The organism is Gorillibacterium sp. CAU 1737 (genome assembly GCF_039888655.1).
Lineage (GTDB): Bacteria > Bacillota > Bacilli > Paenibacillales > NBRC-103111 > Gorillibacterium.
Map to the genome: position 1 here is coordinate 725,170 of NZ_JBDQQO010000001.1, position 18,601 is coordinate 743,770.

The 18,601-nt window shown below is 55.7% G+C and carries 17 protein-coding genes; 11 read left to right on the top strand and 6 right to left on the bottom strand.

Features of this window, described 5'->3' with window-relative positions; genetic code table 11:
* The first annotated feature begins 6 nt into the window (after positions 1 to 6).
* Entirely contained in the window at positions 7 to 1,983 is a 1,977-nt protein-coding gene (gene parE / locus AAFN83_RS03370) for a DNA topoisomerase IV subunit B (RefSeq protein WP_347767054.1), read from the top strand.
* 14 nt (positions 1,984 to 1,997) lie between these two features.
* Positions 1,998 to 4,454 (top strand): DNA gyrase subunit A, encoded by a 2,457-nt coding sequence (gene gyrA, locus AAFN83_RS03375; protein WP_347767056.1) that lies wholly within the window; start codon positions 1,998 to 2,000, stop codon positions 4,452 to 4,454.
* Here the strand turns inward: gyrA and AAFN83_RS03380 are convergent.
* Positions 4,451 to 4,624, bottom strand: a complete 174-nt coding sequence (locus AAFN83_RS03380; protein WP_347767058.1) for a hypothetical protein — start codon at positions 4,622 to 4,624, stop codon at positions 4,451 to 4,453. The genes gyrA and AAFN83_RS03380 overlap by 4 nt on opposite strands.
* 218 nt (positions 4,625 to 4,842) lie before the next feature.
* Here AAFN83_RS03380 and AAFN83_RS03385 point away from each other — a divergent pair, with 218 nt between their 5' ends.
* Complete coding sequence (locus AAFN83_RS03385; RefSeq protein WP_347767373.1) at positions 4,843 to 5,244, top strand: MarR family winged helix-turn-helix transcriptional regulator; 402 nt, start codon at positions 4,843 to 4,845, stop codon at positions 5,242 to 5,244.
* Positions 5,245 to 5,309: 65 nt separating this feature from the next.
* Here AAFN83_RS03385 and AAFN83_RS03390 read toward each other — a convergent pair whose 3' ends face one another.
* Complete coding sequence (locus AAFN83_RS03390; RefSeq protein ID WP_347767059.1) at positions 5,310 to 6,029, bottom strand: RluA family pseudouridine synthase; 720 nt, start codon at positions 6,027 to 6,029, stop codon at positions 5,310 to 5,312.
* Positions 6,030 to 6,034: 5 nt separating this feature from the next.
* The gene (locus AAFN83_RS03395; protein ID WP_347767060.1) at positions 6,035 to 6,898 is read right to left on the bottom strand and encodes a class I SAM-dependent methyltransferase; all 864 of its coding nucleotides are present in this window, start codon (positions 6,896 to 6,898) and stop codon (positions 6,035 to 6,037) included.
* A 166-nt stretch (positions 6,899 to 7,064) separates the two neighbouring features.
* On the opposite strand from AAFN83_RS03395, the gene glgB reads away from it, so the two are divergent.
* From glgB to AAFN83_RS03425, 6 genes are all read left to right on the top strand, one after another.
* A complete protein-coding gene (gene glgB / locus AAFN83_RS03400; protein ID WP_347767375.1) occupies positions 7,065 to 9,080 on the top strand; it encodes a 1,4-alpha-glucan branching protein GlgB in 2,016 nt (671 codons plus the stop codon).
* Positions 9,081 to 9,110: 30 nt separating this feature from the next.
* Positions 9,111 to 10,244 carry a glucose-1-phosphate adenylyltransferase gene (locus AAFN83_RS03405; RefSeq protein WP_347767061.1) on the top strand — a complete coding sequence of 378 codons (1,134 nt, stop codon included), beginning with the start codon at positions 9,111 to 9,113 and terminating at the stop codon, positions 10,242 to 10,244.
* 61 nt (positions 10,245 to 10,305) lie between these two features.
* Positions 10,306 to 11,415: a glucose-1-phosphate adenylyltransferase subunit GlgD gene (glgD, locus tag AAFN83_RS03410; protein WP_347767063.1), complete on the top strand. Its 1,110-nt coding sequence runs from the start codon at positions 10,306 to 10,308 to the stop codon at positions 11,413 to 11,415.
* 64 nt (positions 11,416 to 11,479) lie between these two features.
* The gene (gene glgA, locus AAFN83_RS03415) at positions 11,480 to 12,910 is read left to right on the top strand and encodes a glycogen synthase GlgA (protein ID WP_347767064.1); all 1,431 of its coding nucleotides are present in this window, start codon (positions 11,480 to 11,482) and stop codon (positions 12,908 to 12,910) included.
* A gap of 187 nt (positions 12,911 to 13,097) precedes the next feature.
* Positions 13,098 to 13,550, top strand: a complete 453-nt coding sequence (locus AAFN83_RS03420; RefSeq protein WP_347767065.1) for a GNAT family N-acetyltransferase — start codon at positions 13,098 to 13,100, stop codon at positions 13,548 to 13,550.
* Positions 13,551 to 13,732: 182 nt separating this feature from the next.
* Positions 13,733 to 14,107: a hypothetical protein gene (locus tag AAFN83_RS03425; protein WP_347767066.1), complete on the top strand. Its 375-nt coding sequence runs from the start codon at positions 13,733 to 13,735 to the stop codon at positions 14,105 to 14,107.
* Between the two features lie 117 nt (positions 14,108 to 14,224).
* Here AAFN83_RS03425 and AAFN83_RS03430 read toward each other — a convergent pair whose 3' ends face one another.
* Positions 14,225 to 14,506, bottom strand: coding sequence for a hypothetical protein (locus tag AAFN83_RS03430; protein WP_347767067.1), 282 nt, complete (start codon positions 14,504 to 14,506; stop codon positions 14,225 to 14,227).
* A gap of 250 nt (positions 14,507 to 14,756) precedes the next feature.
* On the opposite strand from AAFN83_RS03430, the gene AAFN83_RS03435 reads away from it, so the two are divergent.
* Positions 14,757 to 15,368: a DedA family protein gene (locus AAFN83_RS03435; protein WP_347767068.1), complete on the top strand. Its 612-nt coding sequence runs from the start codon at positions 14,757 to 14,759 to the stop codon at positions 15,366 to 15,368.
* Positions 15,369 to 15,447: 79 nt separating this feature from the next.
* Here AAFN83_RS03435 and AAFN83_RS03440 read toward each other — a convergent pair whose 3' ends face one another.
* The gene (locus AAFN83_RS03440) at positions 15,448 to 16,230 is read right to left on the bottom strand and encodes a C40 family peptidase (protein WP_347767069.1); all 783 of its coding nucleotides are present in this window, start codon (positions 16,228 to 16,230) and stop codon (positions 15,448 to 15,450) included.
* A 205-nt stretch (positions 16,231 to 16,435) separates the two neighbouring features.
* Entirely contained in the window at positions 16,436 to 16,891 is a 456-nt protein-coding gene (locus AAFN83_RS03445) for a MarR family winged helix-turn-helix transcriptional regulator (protein ID WP_347767070.1), read from the bottom strand.
* Positions 16,892 to 17,115: 224 nt separating this feature from the next.
* On the opposite strand from AAFN83_RS03445, the gene AAFN83_RS03450 reads away from it, so the two are divergent.
* A complete protein-coding gene (locus AAFN83_RS03450) occupies positions 17,116 to 18,576 on the top strand; it encodes an MFS transporter (RefSeq protein WP_481810466.1) in 1,461 nt (486 codons plus the stop codon).
* Positions 18,577 to 18,601: the final 25 nt, after the last annotated feature.

Here is an 18,601-nt window from a genome sequence, read left to right on the forward strand (position 1 = left end):
TTTCCATTGAGCGAGCAGTTGAATTTATTCGCAAAAGAACAGGCGTCGCAAGCCGTGAGCTACGGCGCGGATGACATACAGGTGCTGGAGGGCTTGGTCGCGGTTCGCAAGCGTCCGGGGATGTACATAGGCAGCACCAGCTCATCAGGGCTTCACCATCTCGTCTGGGAGATCGTGGACAATGCCGTGGACGAGCACTTGGCCGGACGCTGTTCCGAGATTCAAGTCACCCTGCACGCGGATCTGTCGATCAGCGTACTGGACAACGGCCACGGCATTCCGACCGGCATGCACAAGACCGGCATTCCGACCCCGCAGGTCGTCTTCACGAAGCTGCACGCGGGCGGCAAATTCGGCGGCGCAGGCTACAAGAAGTCCGGCGGCCTTCACGGGGTCGGCGCATCGGTTACGAACGCCCTTTCCGAGTGGCTGGACGTGGAGATTTATCAGGAGGGCAAGACCCATAGAATGAAGTTCGCCTATTGGGTCGATACGGACGGCACGGAGCATGTGGGCGAACCGACGACTGGGCTCGAAGTCGTGGGTAACACCCGCAAGACGGGAACCCGCGTTACCTTCAAGCCGGACAAGCGGGTCTTTCATAGTGGAATCTCGCTGAATTACGACACGCTCTCCGAGCGGCTACAGGAGATTGCCTTCCTGAACTCCGGTCTCAAGATGGTCATCAAGGATGAACGAAGCGGCAAGGAGGACGTCTTCTACTACGAGGGTGGAGCGAGCCAGTTCGTCCAATTCCTCAACGAGGAGAAGAACGTTCTTACCGATGTCATCCACTTTGTCTCGGAGAAAGAAGACATCGAGGTTGAGATTGCCCTCCAATACAACGACGGCTATACAGAGACGATCGCCTCGTTCGTCAACTCCATTCCTACCCGGGGCGGAGGCACCCATGAAACAGGCTTTAAGACCGCCTACACGCGCGTGATGAATGAATACGCACGCAAAGCCGGTCTGTTGAAGGAAAAGGAAAAGAACTTGGAAGGCTCCGACCTCCGCGAGGGCATGATGACCGTCGTGAACATCAAGATGGCGGATGTCGAGTTTGTCGGCCAGACGAAGGATCAGCTCGGCAGCGCGTCTGCCCGGAGTGCGGTGGATGCCGTTGTCTCCGAGAAGATGACCGTGTTTCTTGAGGAGAATCCAGCCGTCGCCCAAAGCGTGCTGAAGAAGGCCGTGCAATCGGCAAAGGCGCGCGAAGCGGCTCGCAAGGCTCGCGACGAAGTGCGCAGCGGCAGGAAAGGGAAAAGCGAAAGCTCGAACCTGAACGGCAAGCTGACCCCGGCTCAATCCAAGGATTACGCCATGAACGAGCTGTTTATCGTGGAAGGAGACTCGGCGGGCGGCTCGGCGAAGCAAGGGCGTGACTCGAAGCATCAAGCGATTCTTCCGCTGAAAGGCAAGCCGATGAACCCGGAGAAGGCTCGGCTGGGGGAAATCCTGAAGAACGATGAATACCGGTCGATCATCTCCGCCATCGGAGCAGGAATTGGGCCAGAATTTGATCATACTGAGAGCAGCTACGGCAAGATCATCATCATGACCGACGCCGACACGGACGGAGCGCATATCCAGGTGCTGCTGCTCACCTTCTTCTATCGGTACATGAAGCCGCTGATCGATGCCGGTATGGTGTTTATCGCGCAGCCACCTCTTTACAAGGTGACCAAGAAGGGCAGTCGGACTGGCGGGGTTCGTTATGTCTATTCCGACGAAGAGCTGCAGAGCGTTTTGAAGGAATTCGGACGTAATGTAGAGCTTCAGCGGTACAAAGGACTTGGCGAGATGAACCCCGAGCAGCTGTGGGCGACCACGATGGACCCGCAGGAGCGCAAGCTCTTTCAGGTGCAGATCGAGGATGCTGCCAAGGCCGAGCGGCGTGTGACCACGCTGATGGGCGACAAGGTCGATCCTCGCAAGCGCTGGATCATCGAGAATGTCGATTTCAAGGAGTATGAAGAATAAGGAGAACGCAGCTGATGGGAATCTCGGAGCAATTTTTGCCGGCATTTTTGGAAGAAGTGGTCAGTGACCGCTTTGGCCGGTATTCGAAATATATCATTCAGGATCGGGCGATTCCCGATGTCCGCGACGGGCTGAAGCCTGTTCAACGGCGCATCCTGTATTCCATGTACGAAGCAGGCAATACCCCGGACAAGCCATATCGCAAGTCGGCCAAAACCGTCGGGGACGTCATGGCGAATTACCACCCTCACGGTGACTCCTCGATTTATGAGGGAATGGTGCGGATGGCGCAGCCTTGGAAAATGGGGCATGTCCTCGTCGACGGCCACGGCAACTGGGGCTCTATGGACGACGATCCTGCGGCCGCCATGCGGTATACCGAGGCCAGGCTGTCTCCGATTGCGATGGAGCTGCTTCGGGACATCGAGAAGCGCACCGTTTTGTTCAAGGATAACTTTGATAACACGGTGAAGGAGCCGGTCGTTCTTCCGTCCCGCTATCCGAATCTGCTTGTGAACGGAGTCAGCGGGATTTCCTCAGGCTTTGCCACCGAAATCCCTCCTCACAACCTCATTGAGATCGTGGATGCTTGCATTCAGCTGATGGATCATCCGGAGCTGACGCTGGAAGAGCTGATGAAGACGGTCATTGGCCCAGACTTCCCCACCGGCGGCATCATCATGGGCAAGGAAGGCATTCGCGACGCCTTCCGCACGGGCAAGGGGCGGATCTACATCCGATCCAAGACGGCCATCGATGAACTTCGCGGTGGCAAGCAGCAGATTGTCATCACCGAAATTCCTTACGGGGTCGTCAAGAGCCGACTGGTCACCGCCATGGAGAACATCCGGCTGGAGAAGAAGGTCGATGGCATCGCGGAGGTGCGCGACGAGAGCGGCCGGGACGGGCTGCGCATCGTTGTCGAGCTCAAGAAGGATGCGGATGCGACGGGCATTTTGGCCTACCTGCTGAAGAAGACCGACCTCCAGGTGGCTTACAGCTACAACATGGTATCCATCGTGGACCGCGCTCCGCAACAGCTTGGCCTGCGTGAAATGCTTCAAGCCTACGTCGAGCATCAGAAAGAGGTCGTCACGCACCGCACCGAATTCGAGCTGGAGAAGGCGCGTGATCGCGCTCATGTGTTGGAGGGCTTGGTTAAAGCTCTCAACATCCTCGATGAGGTCATCGCCGAGATCAAAGCCTCGAAGAATCGCGCCGACGCCCAGCGGAACCTTTGCGACCGGTTCGGCTTCTCGGAACGTCAGGCCGATGCGATCCTGACCTTGCAGCTGTATCGCCTGACCAATCTGGAGATCACGACGCTAGAGAAGGAGCTTAAGGAAACAAGGCGGACGATTGACTACCTGGAGGGCATTCTATCGAGCAACGCTCGCTTGCTCAAGGTCATCAAGGATGAGATGTCCGAGATTCGGGACAAGTACGGCGTAACGCGCCGTTCGGAGATTCAGGACGAGGTCGAGGAGCTGAAGGTCAACCTGGAGGTACTGGTGCCGGCGGAGGACGTGCTCGTGACGCTCAGCCATGAAGGCTACGTCAAGCGGACCAGCAGGCTTTCGTTCACCCGCTCCGGCGGAGAGCTCGCAACAGCGGGCACCAAGGATGGGGACTATCTGCGCTTCCTCTTCGAGATCAACACCATCGAGAACCTGCTGGTGTTCACCCAGCGCGGCCAATACTTCCTGCTTCCGGTGCATCAAATTCCCGAATACAAGTGGAAGGATAACGGGACGGCGATTGTCAACGTCATTCCGCTTGCCAAGGAAGATCGGATTGCGGCTGCTATCCCGGTCAAGGACTTCGAGAAGCCGGAGCGCTCCTTGCTCTTCGTCACCCGCAAGGGGCAGGTGAAGCGGACCGAGCTGAAGGAATACCATACCACCCGTTCCGGTGCCATCGCGGCATGCAAGGTTGGGGAAGGTGATGAGGTTCTGACCGTCCTGGAGACGACGGGGGATGCCGAGCTGCTGCTCGTGACCAAGCTCGGCATGAGCATCCGGTTCAAGGAGGAGGAAGTGAGCCAAATGGGTCGCGCCGCCGGCGGGGTGAAGGGAATCGCCCTCAAGGAAGGCGATGAGCTGATAGCGGCTGAGCGGGTATCCGGTGATGAAGGCGAGCTGCTGCTCATCTCCGATCACGGCTACGTCAAGCGGTCGCTCCTGTGCGACTATCCGGCCCAGGGCCGCGGCGGCAAGGGAATCGCCACGTTTGAATTCAAGGAAGGCAAGCGTGTCAAGCCGAATGGAACGGCATTGGTGAACGCCTACACCGTGAAAGAGCCCTACGAGCTTACAGCCGTTACCTCCAACGGAGAACAGCAAACCATCCAGACGGAGAAGGCTCCGATTGAGGAGCGACGGTCCACCGGCCGCCAGCTTCTCACGATCGGCAAAGGCGAAACCGTCCGAGAGGTCTTCCCGACCCCTGTGCTGCTTCATACACAGACTTAATCGTAAGTATCCGAAGGCGGATCGATCCGTCTAAGCAAGGCAAGAGCAAGCTCCAACACGACCCAAGCCGGCAAGGGCTCCTCCAGGGAGTCCTTCCAGCTTGGGTCTTTTTGAATGAGCCCTTCGGCTACGGCTTCCTCCAGGAGACGTGATGCGACACTATGTCCCAAATGGTACCTCCTCCTTCACTTTCTTCTGGCGTGTGCTCGTAGTATATGCGAACAAACGCCCATTGTTCCGGTGAGGATTGGCGAATCCTAGCGAGATATGGATGAAATTATTAATCCGATTAACCTTTAAATGGCGAGGAGGCGGATGGTATAATGAAGCGAACCTGGATTCCGGCGTCCCGGCCAACCGGGAGCACCGAACAGAGGAGAGAGGCACCGTGCATTCTGCCGATTTTATCCGCTTGTGGAGCAAGCTGACCAAGGAGATGAAGCAGCACCTGGAAGAGGAGCTCGCGCCGCTCACCGAAGGGCAGCTCCAGGTATTGGAGCTGTTAACCCAAGGAGACCCGATGAAGCCTTCCGATCTGGTGGAGATTTTGGAGACGACCCCCGCTGCCGTGACGACGCTCCTTGACCGGATGGAAAAGGGGGGCCTCATCGTAAGGGAACGCGACGAGAAGGACCGCCGACTTGTCTGGATTGTCGTTACGGACAAGGGGGCTTCCGAATGCCTCCGCGGGAGCGATATCCGCAATCGTTATGTGGAAAGCCGCCTCTCCGGGATCTCCAGCCACAATCAACAGCTACTCGTTTACTTGCTCGGCAAGGTGGCCAACTAAAGTTCGAGAGAGACACACAAAAAAACCTTGCCTGATCAATTCAGGCAAGGCATTCGTTCCAAGCTTCATTCCAGCCAGGGCTCTTTGTCTGCATCCTCCCACAGGTTCCATGGATAGACAGAGGGAGGGGCGGAGCGAAAGGCAAGCCGTTCCGGCTTCGTCGGGTGATCGAAGGCGACCATGGCGGACCATAGGGCAATCTGCTCCCCGGCGCGAGCCTTTCCAGCCGAGTAGCGTTGGTCCCCGTACAACGGACAGCCGATCGCGGCGAATTGAACGCGAATCTGATGCGACCGCCCGGTGAGCAGCTTCACGCGTACGAGCGACAAGCCTTCCGCCTCACCGATCACCTCGTAGTCGAGAATCGCTTCCTTTGCACCGGACGTGCCCGCCTTTACGGCCGTTACGGTATTGGTGCGGCTGTCCTTCAGCAGATGGTGCACAAGCCTTCCCGAAGGCTGGGAAGGACGTCCGTACACGACCGCAAGGTAGCTCTTCCCGAACGAGCGGGTTCGCACCGCATCCGCGAGACGGGACGCCCCCTTGCTGGTCTTGGCGAAGACCATCGCACCGCCAACGGGACGGTCGAGTCGGTGCACGAGGCCCAGGAAGACATTGCCCGGCTTGTTGTGCCGAACCTTCAACTCCTCCTTGAGCGCCGTGAGCAAGTCCCGGTCTCCCGAGGCATCCTCCTGGGTGGGCATGTTCACCGGCTTGACCACCACGAGGACATGATTGTCCTCATAGAGCACCGGAATGCTCGATTCCGCTTGCGGAACCGTCATGGCGATCAAGCCTCCCAGCGTCCAAGAATGCCGCAAGGCAAGTACAAGCCGCTCGCTGTGATCGGCAGACCGATCTCATCGCTCATGAGCTTGCCGCCGTAGCGATTCTTAAGCGTCATCGAGAGGATGTTCGTCAGGACGGAAGCCGACAGTCCGGTGGTGTAGGAGTTAATCAAGAAGAAGAGCGGATTGTCGCTCAGAATCCGGGTCGTGCTCTCCACAAAGCGGTAGAGGTCATTCTCCAGCTTCCACATTTCTCCGTTCGGGCCGCGTCCATAAGACGGCGGGTCCATAATGATCGCATCGTATTTGCTGCCTCGGCGCTCCTCGCGCGCCACAAATTTAAAGACGTCATCGGTGATGTACCGGATCGGCTGATCGGCAAGACCGGACAGCGTCGCATTTTCCTTCGCCCACTGCACCATGCCCTTCGCGGCATCCACATGCACGACTTCTGCTCCAGCCGCGGAACAAGCAACCGTTGCGCCTCCTGTATAAGCAAACAGATTGAGAACGCGGATCGGACGGCCCGCCTGGCGGATCTTGTCCATCATCCAGTCCCAGTTGGCCGCTTGCTCCGGGAATAAGCCCGTATGCTTGAAGCTGGTCGGCTTGATATGGAAACGGAGCTCCTTGTAGGAGATCGTCCACCGTTCCGGAAGCTTCACCAGCTCTTCCCAACGGCCCCCGCCGCTAGCACTTCGATGATAATGAGCGCTCACGTTCTTCCAAAGCGCGTTTTCGTTTGCGATGGGCCAGATGATTTGCGGGTCCGGCCGGCGCAGCACAAACCCTCCCCAGCGCTCGAGCTTCTCGCCGCCGCCGGTATCCATCAATTCGTAATCCTTCCAATGGTTCGTTGCTTGCATGAGTCCCTTCCTTTCCGATATCTTCCCTATTCTACAACACCCGACGTGGGAATATCCACCGCCTGATGATCGCCAATCTTCATTGTTTGGAAAAGCACCTTGAGGTTTAATCTAATAGAGAACACGACCGAAGGAGAGTTTGCCTTTGACATCGACATGGATCTCTATGCATGACCAATATTTGTTCCACCAGGGCAGCCTCTACCGGAGCTACCAGCAGCTTGGCGCACATGTCCGCGAAGAAAACGGAGAGATCGGAGTCCGATTCACCGTTTGGGCACCGCATGCGGCGGAGGTTCGCGTGGCGGGCGACTTTAACGAGTGGGACGGCGCCGCCCATCCTCTGGAACGGTTGAACAACAGCGGGCTTTGGTCCGGTTTTCTAGCGGGCATTAAACCGGGAGCCCTGTACAAGTACGAGCTCCTATCCCGGCAAGGAGAGCGGCTGTTAAGAGCCGATCCCTATGCGTTTCAAGCGGAGCTCCGGCCGAATACCGCCTCTGTCGTGAGCGAGGAGGGGCCCTTCCCGTGGACAGACCGCTCCTGGATGCAAGCAAGAAGAAGAAAGCCGATTTATGGCAAGCCGTTGAATATTTATGAAGTGCATCCGGGCTCCTGGAAATTCCACGGACCGGAGGAGTTCTATACATACGAAGAGCTGGCCGATCACCTGATTCCTTACGTCCAAGAGATGGGGTATTCGCATATCGAGCTGCTGCCGCTGGGCGAGCATCCCTTTGACGGCTCGTGGGGCTATCAGACAACGGGGTATTTCGCCGTCACGCGCCGCTATGGAACAAGGGAGCAATTCAAACAATTTGTGAATCGCTGCCATGAGGCTGGCATCGGCGTGATCGTCGATTGGGTTCCCGGCCATTTTTGCAAGGATGCGCATGGGCTAAGGTTGTTTGACGGGGAACCTTGCTACGAATACCGCGATGCGAATCGGGCGGAAAAGCCGCTATGGGGCACGCTGTCCTTCGACTTTGGTCGGCCGGAGGTGCGGTCTTTCCTCATTTCGAATGCCTTCTTCTGGTTTGACGAGTATCACGTAGACGGTATCCGCGTGGATGCGGTTGCCAGTATGATGAGCTACAACTTTGATAAGCCAAGGTCCATGTGGACGTTCAATGCAGATGGAGGCTCTGAAAACCGCGAGGCGGTGGAGTTCCTGCAAAAGCTGAACGAAGCGGTCTTCCTCCATTACCCGGATGTTCTTATGATCGCGGAGGATTCGTCGGATCGACCCGGAATCACAGCCCCTACGCACGCAGGCGGTCTCGGCTTCAATTACAAATGGAACATGGGTTGGATGAACGACATCCTGCGCTACATGCAAAAGGAGCCGGGGGAACGGAAGCATCATCACAACCTGCTCACCTTTTCCATCATGTACGCCTTCAATGAGAACTTCATCTTGCCGTTCTCCCATGACGAGGTCGTTCATGGCAAGCGGTCCCTCTTGAACAAGATGCCCGGGGACTATTGGCAGAAGTTCGCGGGCTATCGGGCGCTGCTTGCCTACCTGATGACCCATCCGGGGAAGAAGCTGCTCTTCATGGGCGGTGAATTCGCGCAGTTCATCGAATGGAAGGACCGCGACGAGCTGGACTGGCTGCTGTTCGACTATGACATGCACCGGCAGTTTCATGCGTATGTGAAACGGCTGAATCATCTCTACTTGGGCGAGAATGCCTTATGGGAGGATGATCACCGATACAACGGCTTCGAATGGATCGACGCCAACAATGCGGAACAGAGCATCCTCTCCTTCGTCCGCAAAGGCAAGAAGCGGAAGGAGGATGTGGTCGTGGTGCTGAATTTCACCCCGGCTACCTATCATCGTTATCGGATTGGCTTGCCGGCGAAGGGCGAATACATTGAGCTGCTGAATTCGGATGATCGGGCCTACGGCGGCTCCGGCCAATTGAATGGGGAGCCGATTCAGACGGAGCCGATTCCCATTCACGGGAAACGCTACAGTGCGGAGATTACCATCCCCCCGCTCGGGGCGGTTCTCTTGAAACGCCGTGCCCCAGCCGCTGCCCAAGCAACAACAGCATCGGACGGCACGGAGGGAGCAACTGCTGCTTTGGCAAAGCCAAGCACGCGAAGAGGGCTTCGACTCGGTGAGCCAGCTCCCACCCGCAAATCGATCAACCCGCCGAAGGCTCTTCGATAACCCCAACCCATCACGAAGGGAAGAATCCGTATGCGCAAAAAAGAATGCGTGGCCATGCTGCTCGCCGGAGGGCAGGGAACCCGGCTCGGAGCATTGACCAGCAACCTGGCGAAGCCCGCGGTTCATTTTGGCGGGAAGTACCGCATCATCGATTTTCCGCTTAGCAATTGCGCCAATTCCGGCATCGATACCGTCGGGGTTCTGACGCAATATCAGCATCTGGTTCTGCATGCGTACCTCGGCATTGGAACTCCCTGGGATTTGGATCGTCAGGAGGGCGGAGTGATGGTGCTGCCTCCTTATGTAGGGCAGGAAGGCGGCTCCTGGTACTCGGGAACCGCGAACGCGATTTATCAAAACCTATCCTTCATTGATCAATACGACCCGGATTACGTCCTCGTCTTGTCCGGTGATCATATCTACAAGATGGATTACGACAAGATGCTCTCCTACCATAAGCGCCAGCAAGCCGATGCAACCATTGCGGTCATCCCGGTGCCATGGGAGGAAGCAAGCCGTTTCGGTATCATGAACACGGACGACGAGTACCGGGTCGAGGAGTTTGCCGAGAAACCGAAGGAACCGAAGAGCAACCTCGCCTCCATGGGGATCTACATCTTCAGCAAATCGGTGCTGAAGCGGTACCTGCAAGCAGATGCGAAGAAGCCGGGCTCGTCGCATGACTTCGGCAAGGATGTCATTCCCGCGATGCTGAATGACGGGCTTAAGCTGCAAGCCTACCCGTTCAAGGGGTATTGGAAGGACGTCGGGACGATCAAGAGCTTATGGGAAGCCAGCATGGATCTTCTGGAAGCGGAGCCGGAGATGAATTTGAACGACCGCGATTGGCGGATTTACTCCGTGAATCCGTCCCAACCGCCGCAATATATTTCACCGGACGCCAAGGTGAAGAGCTCGATCGTCAACGAAGGCTGCGTCGTGCTCGGAACCGTGGAGCATTCCGTCATCTCGTATGGGGTTCAAATTGGGCGGGACAGCACGATCAAGGATTCCGTGCTCATGCCGGGGGCCAAGGTGGGGACAGGCGTCACCATTTACCGAGCCATCGTGGGCGAAGGCTGTGTGATCGAAGACGGGCAGACAGTAGGAAATCCGAATTCGGACGACATTACCCTTGTGGGCAGCTATGAAACGTTGATGTAACCGCAGTAGAGCGTGTTTGCAAACACGTTCTAGCCAATAAACCGGTATAGGTGGGATATGGATGAAGGACGTAATGGGTGTCATCAATCTGATCAACGAGCCGGATGATTTGGAGGAGCTGACTTACCACCGGGCTGTCGCTTCGGTTCCCTTTGGCGGCCGCTACCGCCTGATCGACTTCATGCTCTCCAGCATGGTTCACTCCGGGATACGGAACGTAGCTCTGTTTACACACGCCAAATACCGCTCGCTGATGGACCATGTCGGCTCCGGCAAGAGCTGGGATCTCGCTCGCAAGCGCAACGGTTTGTTTTTCCTGCCGCCCTCCATTGAGGAGGTTCAGGAATCGCTGAAGGGTGACCTGTTCCATTTTCATAAAAATAAAGATTACTTCCTTCGCAGCTCGTGCGACTACGTGGTACTCGCGCGTAGCCATATGGTCTGCAACATTGACCTTGCCGAAGTGGTGGCGTTCCACCGAGAAACGAAGGCGGATATTACGCTGGTCTACAAGGAAGACAAGACACAGGATACCGCACGCTGCCGACGGCTTCAGACGAACGCGGACGGACGCGTGACGGTGCTTCAGGATCATTTTGGCCGCTCGGACAGCGACAAGGTGTCAATGGAAATCTACGTCCTCCGCAAGGACCTCTTGCTCGATCTCGTGGAGACCTCGCTCGCGCAAGGCCATGATCACTTTGTACGCAATGCGGTGATGAAGAACCTCGACCGTCTGCAGGTTTACGGCTATTCGTTCAAGGGCTACCTCGCTGTTGTGAATTCCGTTCCGGCATACTTCCGGCACAGCATGAATCTGCTCGATCCCGATGTATACCAGCAGCTGTTCTTCCAGCCGGCCCCGATCTTAACCAAGGTCAAGGACGAACCGCCGACGAAGTATTCCGCGCGTGCGCGGGTTAAGAACAGCTTGATCGCCAACGGCTGTGCGATCGACGGGACGGTGGAAAACTGCATCCTGTTCCGGGGAGTGAAGGTCCATGCGGGAGCGGTGCTCAAAAACTGCATCATCCTGCAGAACGGCCAAGTGATGGAGCGGGCATCGCTGCAAAATGTCATCCTGGACAAAGACGTCCGCATTACCAATGACACGACGCTGGTAGGCGATCCGAAGGCTCCTTTTATAGCAGAGAAGTCTAAAATCATCTGACAGAGAAAACGCGAGCGTGTGAGGGTAGGCAGCACGCTGGGGAAAGCGAGTGGAGGGAAACGAGATGAACGTATTGTTTGCGGCATCCGAAGCGGTGCCTTTCGTGAAATCGGGCGGGTTGGCCGACGTCATCGGCTCCTTGCCCCGGGCGCTTCAAGCAGCGGGAGTGGACGTCCGCATCATCCTGCCTAAATATGAGGAGATCCCTGCCGAATGGCGGGAGCAGATGGTGACGGTGAAGGAATTTCGCGTCTATGTCGGCTGGAGGGAGCAGTATTGCGGCGTGCAGGAGCTGACGCACGATGGGATTCGGTACTATTTCATCGACAATGAGTTCTATTTCAAGCGGCAGGGCATCTATGGCTACGGGGACGATGCAGAACGCTTCGTGTTCTTCTCCCGTGCCGTCTGCGAAGCCATCCAGCATCTTGACTTCAAACCGGACGTCGTCCATTGCCATGATTGGCAGACTGGATTGGTTCCGTTTATCCTGAAGGCTCATTATCATCACCTGGAGGAGTACCGCCGCATTCGAACGGTGTTTACCATTCACAACCTCAAGTACCAAGGCCGGTTCTCCCGCGAGCTGCTTCAGGACCTGCTCGGGGTGGGTGATTCCTATTTCCATCAGGAATCGCTGGAGTTCTACGGGGATGGAAGCTGCATGAAAGGCGCGCTCGTTTACTCCGATTACATCACCACGGTAAGCGAAACCTATGCCGAAGAGATCAAGACTCCCTATTTTGGAGAAGGATTAGATGGCGTGCTGCGGTCCCGCTCCCAAGATTTAGTGGGTATTCTAAACGGCTTGGACAATGACTTCTACGATCCGATGAATGATCCGGCATTGGCCGTGAAATACCGCAATTCCCTATCGAAGAAACGGCAGAACAAGACCGCCTTTCAAGAGGAGTTTGGACTGCCTGTGCGGGCGGATGTTCCCGTAATCGGACTTGTGTCCCGTCTGGTGGAGCAAAAGGGCCTTGACCTGATTGAGCGCATCCTGGATGAATTGCTCCAACAAGACGTTCAGTTCTTGCTTCTCGGGACAGGCGAGTGGAAGTATGAGCAGCTGTTCCGTCAAGCGGCTGAGCAGTACCCGGATAAGGTCTCCACGCACATCCGGTTTCAGGAATCGCTCGCGCACAAGATCTATGCCGCATCGGACCTGTTTCTCATGCCGTCGCAATTCGAGCCTTGCGGCCTCGGTCAATTGATCGCCTTCCGCTACCGAACCGTCCCGGTTGTACGCGAAACCGGAGGGCTCAAGGATACGGTCATTCCCTACAACGAGTTTACCGGGGAAGGCACCGGCTTCAGCTTCGCGAACTACAACGCCCATGAGCTCTTGTTTACGCTGAAGCAGGCGCTTCAGCTCTATGCTGAGCCGGAGAAGTGGGCGGGCCTCGTCACCAACATCAACAAGACGGAATTCGGCTGGGGTCAAGCGGCGAAAGCGTACAAACAGCTGTATGGCCGGCTGATTCAAGGATAATCAACCATAGGCTTAAGCAAAGGTCTCGGCAAATCTGCAGCGGCGGATTTGCCGAGACCTTTTCGGTTGAATTCATGGATAGTTTCGTTTAAAGCAAAATGTCGGTTATTCGACAAGCAGGGGAATGGTATAGTCAACAGGGGGAAGACACGTATGACACAACCATTGACGAAAGGTAGCTATAGCCATGCAGATCATTTCCGTACGAGAACATCCGGATTACGCGGACACCGCCATCACTTACTTCCAAAGCAAATGGGCATCCGAAGACAGCAGGATGGTCTATCAGGATTGCATTCAACATGCGATCACCGCGAAAGCGCCCCTGCCTCAGTGGTACCTTCTGTATCAGGAGGAGAAGATCATCGGCTGCGCTGGACTGATTACCAATGACTTCATTAGCCGAATGGACTTATACCCTTGGGTTTGCGCTCTTTACATTGAAGCGGAGTATCGAGGTAACGAATACGGTTCCTTCTTGCTGAATAAGGCGGCAGAGGACGCAAAAGAAGCCGGTTTCACTCATGTGTATCTGTGTACCGATCATGTGGGGTATTATGAGCGTTATGGGTTTGAATACATAGGAGATGGCTATCATCCTTGGGGAGAGACCTCACGGATCTATTCCAAAGAATTATAAAGGCTGAAGCGCGACTGCTTCGAAAAAATGGCGAACCTCTTCGTCGCATTTGATGCGATGTGGGGGTTCGCCTGTTTTTATCGAGAGGAAAGAAACTCCGCATCCGCCGTTTCGGGCATGAACCCATTTCAGGAAGCTGCATATGCTGGCACTATGAAATCCACGAAAGGAGGCCTTGACCCATGCCCGAGCAACGATCCGTTCCCTCTGGATCGAACGTCATCTATCAAGCGAATCCCGAGGTCATGAAGGCCGTTGACAGCCTGCAGCAGCAATTTGCGGAAGTAGGTCAGAAGCACATCAACAAGCCGGTCCGTGTTCAAACGGTGCGAGGAGAGGTCTACGAGGGGATCATCACCCACGTTGACAAGACTCATCTCTACTTGAATGCCTTGCCGCAAAATCAATCCAATCGAGGGTTCTTCCCGCCGGCTGGGCCTTATCCGCCCTTTGCTCCTTATCCTGCTTATCCGGGGTATCCGCCGTATGGTTCGGGTTCCAATGTGGTATTGCCCCTTGCCTTGTTTGACCTGCTGGTACTTACTCTGTTGATTTAAGGACTGAAAATACTTTGGGTTTGAGTGAAAGGAGTTTGATTCGATTGGCGAATTTCTACCCCGAATATCTGCCGGAGGAAGGCGATCTGCAGGCAGCCGATGCTTCGGAACGCGCTGTCAGTTCGCAGCTGTTTCCCCCTCCTCCCCCTCGTCCTCCCTGGAACCAGTGGAATCCATGGAACCCGTGGAATCCGTGGAACCCCTGGAATCCATGGAATCCGTGGAATCCTTGGTTCCCAGGAGGCGGCCCTTGGCATCCGGGCCCTTGGCATCCGGGACCTTGGCATCCGGGGATGCCCCCTCGTCCTCCTGGCCATTGGGGACCAGGAGGCCCGGGCGGTCCGGGTGGACCATGGGGACCTGGCGGACCTGGCGGACCTGGCGGTCCGGGTGGACCATGGGGTCCAGGCGGCCCCGGCGGCCCGGGCGGACCTGGTGGTCCAGGAGGACCTCCCCGCCCGCCGATGGGACCCCGGTAGTAGCATCGGCTTCGTCAAAAACCCGTTGTCTTCCTTCAGCAGGAGGGGATAACGGGTTTCTTTTTGCGGAGGATGCAGAGTTTCCGTCTTTCGGTTAAACTAGAAGGGCTTGCCTTGGATGAACCGAGACGGAGTGAATAGCTCCGCTTTGAGAAGAAAGAGGTTTTTCGATGAGCTTCGCCGATATTGAACGATTATTTGAACTGTACGGATATGCCGTATTGTTTGGGGGACTGTTCCTGGAGTTTATCGCCCTTCCTTTTCCCGGAGAAACGACGCTGACGTATTCGGGTTATCTGGCCTACAAGGGGACGCTTCATATCGTTCCGCTGATAGGGATCAGCTTTCTGGGGACAACCTTAGGGATGACCATTACCTATGCCATTGGAAAGTTTGCCGGGATGCGGTTCTTGAATCGCTATGGCAAATGGGTATTCCTGACCCCGAGCAAACTGCTGAAGACTCGCCGATGGTTTGGGCGCTACGGCCCCAAGCTCTTGTTCATTGGCTACTTTATTCCTGGGGTTCGCCATTTTACCGGTTATCTATCGGGAACGATGGATATTCCGCTGCGTAAATTCCTGCTGTATACCTATACAGGTGCTTTGTTCTGGGTGTGCAGCTTTGCATTCCTGGGCTATGGCTTTGGGCCGCGTTGGCAGGTTGTGTTTGACGCTGTTGAGCATCACGGGTGGAAGCTGCTCGTCGGGATCGGGATGGCGGTGCTGCTTGTCGTGCTCGTCCGTATGCTGAAGGTCAAAAAAGCCGGAGGAAGCGTGTAGCTCACCGAAACTCAGGGGATAAAAAAAGAAGCCCTCCTGTTCCTTCTCGGAGCAGGAGGGCTTGGTCTATCAGAGGCTGTTATTGAATGACACGGGCAGCATCAATGTAGTGATTGTTCCAGTAGCCGGTCGTCAGGTCGCTGATGACGACATCTGACTTCGTGTTGACGTTATGGATGAATTTTCCGTCGCCTATGTAGATGCCGACGTGGCCAATCTTCTTCGGATCACTCACCGAGAAGAACACGAGGTCTCCTTTGCGCAGGTTGCTCTTGGCTACATGAGGGAATGCGTTGTACTGAGCATTGGCTCCCCACTTCATGGATATCCCGAGCGCTTCCTTAAACACGTACTGCGTGTAAGAGGAGCAATCGAACAACAGGTTGTTCAGGTCCGTCGTATTGCGGGTTGCGTATTTGTACTGAACCTTCCCGACTAAGCCCTTCGCATAGGCGATCAGCTTGTCCGCTGATTTTTCCCAGCTCGGCGTCGGGGTAGGGGTTGGCGTTGGGGTAGGAGTTGGCGTCGGAGTAGGGGTAGGTGTTGGAGTAGGAGTGCTGGTTGATGGAAGCTTGGAGACGGTAATGTACTTGGACGATACCCATCCGGTCGTTCCGTTGTAGACAATTTTGACCCAATATTGATTGGTCACTTCCAGAACCTTCACAACAGAACCCTTCTTCACGAAGCCCATGGTGGCTTCTCCGCTCTTCGGAGTCTTGTGGAAATAGGGACTTCCATTGATGATCGTTCCGGTTAGCGAAACCGATTCAGCGGCATAAGCGGCAGGTGCGGTCGGAAGCGCGAGGCTGGCTCCCAGGATCGACAGAGCTACAGTTGCGGAAAGAAGTTGTTTTTTCAAATGCGACCTCCAGTTGTCGGGGCTTGCGTCTCCAGAGAAAGGAGAAATTCACAGGCCTTTGGATTTGTTGGAAACACCTTCTACGGGTATTGTAACAATGCCTGTTCCAGCAAAACTAGCTGTAAATGTTGGAAACGACAGCCTTTTCATAGAGTGATTTTCCTGTTGGAGGCAAAAAAAAGAGAGGCGGGACAAGGACTTTCCCTCATCCATCTGCCTCTTCACAGCTATGATCCAGAATTTGCAGGAGATTGATCAACTGCATTTCTTCCTCTTCGCTGAGGGCTCGAACCAGCTTGCGGTTTTCCTGCATCAACAAGTCGCGCAGGGTGGGCTCGAATTCGATCGCTTTCACCGTAGGATAAAGCCGATAGGCCCTGCCGTCATGAGGGTCCGGCTGTCGGTCGATATATCCGGCCTCCTCCAACTGCTTGATGGAACGTGCGGTCGTGGCTTTGTCAAATTTCAGATCGCAGGTGAGCCGATCCTGGTTAACCCCAGGCATTTTTAACACATTAATGAGAAAAATATATTGATGACCGCCGCCAAGCCCGTAAGGCTGAAATTTTTTGACTAGCTGTTTTTGCTGGTGGCGGTGGATCTTGGAAAGCAGCCGGGAGATCGAATCCTGCTGCGGCGGGAAATGAGAGGGAGCCGTCATGTATCTTGAGCCTTCTTTCCTAAAAACTTGGGGAGGCACTGCCTGTTGCTCGCCTTCCAGGTACTCCTATTACTGTATCGGATTTTAGTTGCGCATGCAACTGATTAGGCGTATACTGGGTGAGGATTGTTGCGCACGCAACTAAATAGAAGCCGCCAAGTGTGCGTATACCCAACCCTGTAGAGAGAGAAGGCGGCCTATTGATGGATACGGAGGGGAAGCTATTGTCAGCCACTATTCGTACTTACCAGGATAATCCGGACATCCAACGAAAGCGCTGGATTATCCTTTTTGTCATGAACTTGTTTACGTTCATGTCAACACTGGACGGCAGCATTGTCAACATTGCCCTGCCGACCATATCCAAGGAGCTCGGACTCCCGCTTGCCCAAATCGAATGGGTAACGACGAGCTACCTCATGGCGATCTGCGCCGCGATTCTGTTCTTCGGAAAACTGGGGGATATCATCGGGAAGATTCGGATCTTTAAGCTCGGCACAGTCGTGTTCATCATCGGCTCGCTTTTGTGCGGAATAAGCACAAGCATTGGTCTCTTGGTCGGCGCTCGGATTGTCCAAGCCATCGGAGCCTCCATGACCATGGCGAACAGCCAAGGGATCGTAACGGATATCTTTCCTTCGACCGAGAGAGGAAAGGCTTTAGGTCTGGTAGGCACATTCGTTTCCCTTGGCAGCATTGCCGGTCCAAGTGTCGGCGGAGTTCTCGTCTCGCACTTCGGTTGGCAGTCCATCTTTTGGGTAAACGTGCCGATTGGGGTTATCGCGCTGCTCTATGGATGGAGAATTCTGCCGCCCGACTATACGAAGACGCATAAACGGATTGATGTTCCCGGCACGCTCTTGTTCAGCCTGTTTATGGTATCTCTGTTTGTCGGCCTGCTGCTCGGCCAGCAAATCGGCTACGCTGATCTTCGCATCATCGGGGCACTTGTCCTTGCTGTGGTCTCGTTCCTGGTGTTTTTGTGGGTGGAAGCTCGCCGAAGCGAACCGCTTCTTCATCTGCCGTTGTTCCGCAATTCGCTGTTCACCTTAAGCATCATTTGCGGGTTCCTCGTCTTTGTCGCCAATTTCTGCTTCAACATCATCGCGCCATTCTACGCACAGAGCTTGCTCGGCCTCTCTCCCTCCCAGGCAGGCCTCCTGCTCATGCTCTTTCCGATCATGATGGTGATCGTCGCCCCGATCAGCGGAGCCCTGTCCGACAAGATCGGCTCCGAGCCGCTCACCTTCGCCGGACTCCTCGTGATGGTCGTCGCCCAGCTTGGTCTTGCGACGCTGCACGAAGGAAGCTCGCTCGTGGTTGTGGGTACGCTCATCGCCTTGCTCGGCATCGGCAACGGTCTGTTCCAATCCCCGAACAACTCGCTCGTCATGTCGCGCATCGAACGGACTCAGCTCGGCCTGGCCGGCAGCGTCAATTCGCTCGTTCGCAATGTCGGGATGGTGGTGGGGATTACCTTGGCCACCTCGACATTGTTCCATGTCATGAGCACCCAGGCCGGGTATCGTGTCACCGGCCTCATCCCGGATCGCCCCGATATCTTCCTCGCCGGGATGCACACGGTCTTCCTCGTGTCGTCGACCATCTGCATCGCCGCTATGGTCCTCACCGGCTGGCGGATGCTGAATGCTCGCAAGCAGGGAGAGGGGCAGCGCGCCGTATAAGCGCACCTTGACTCAAACGCACCAT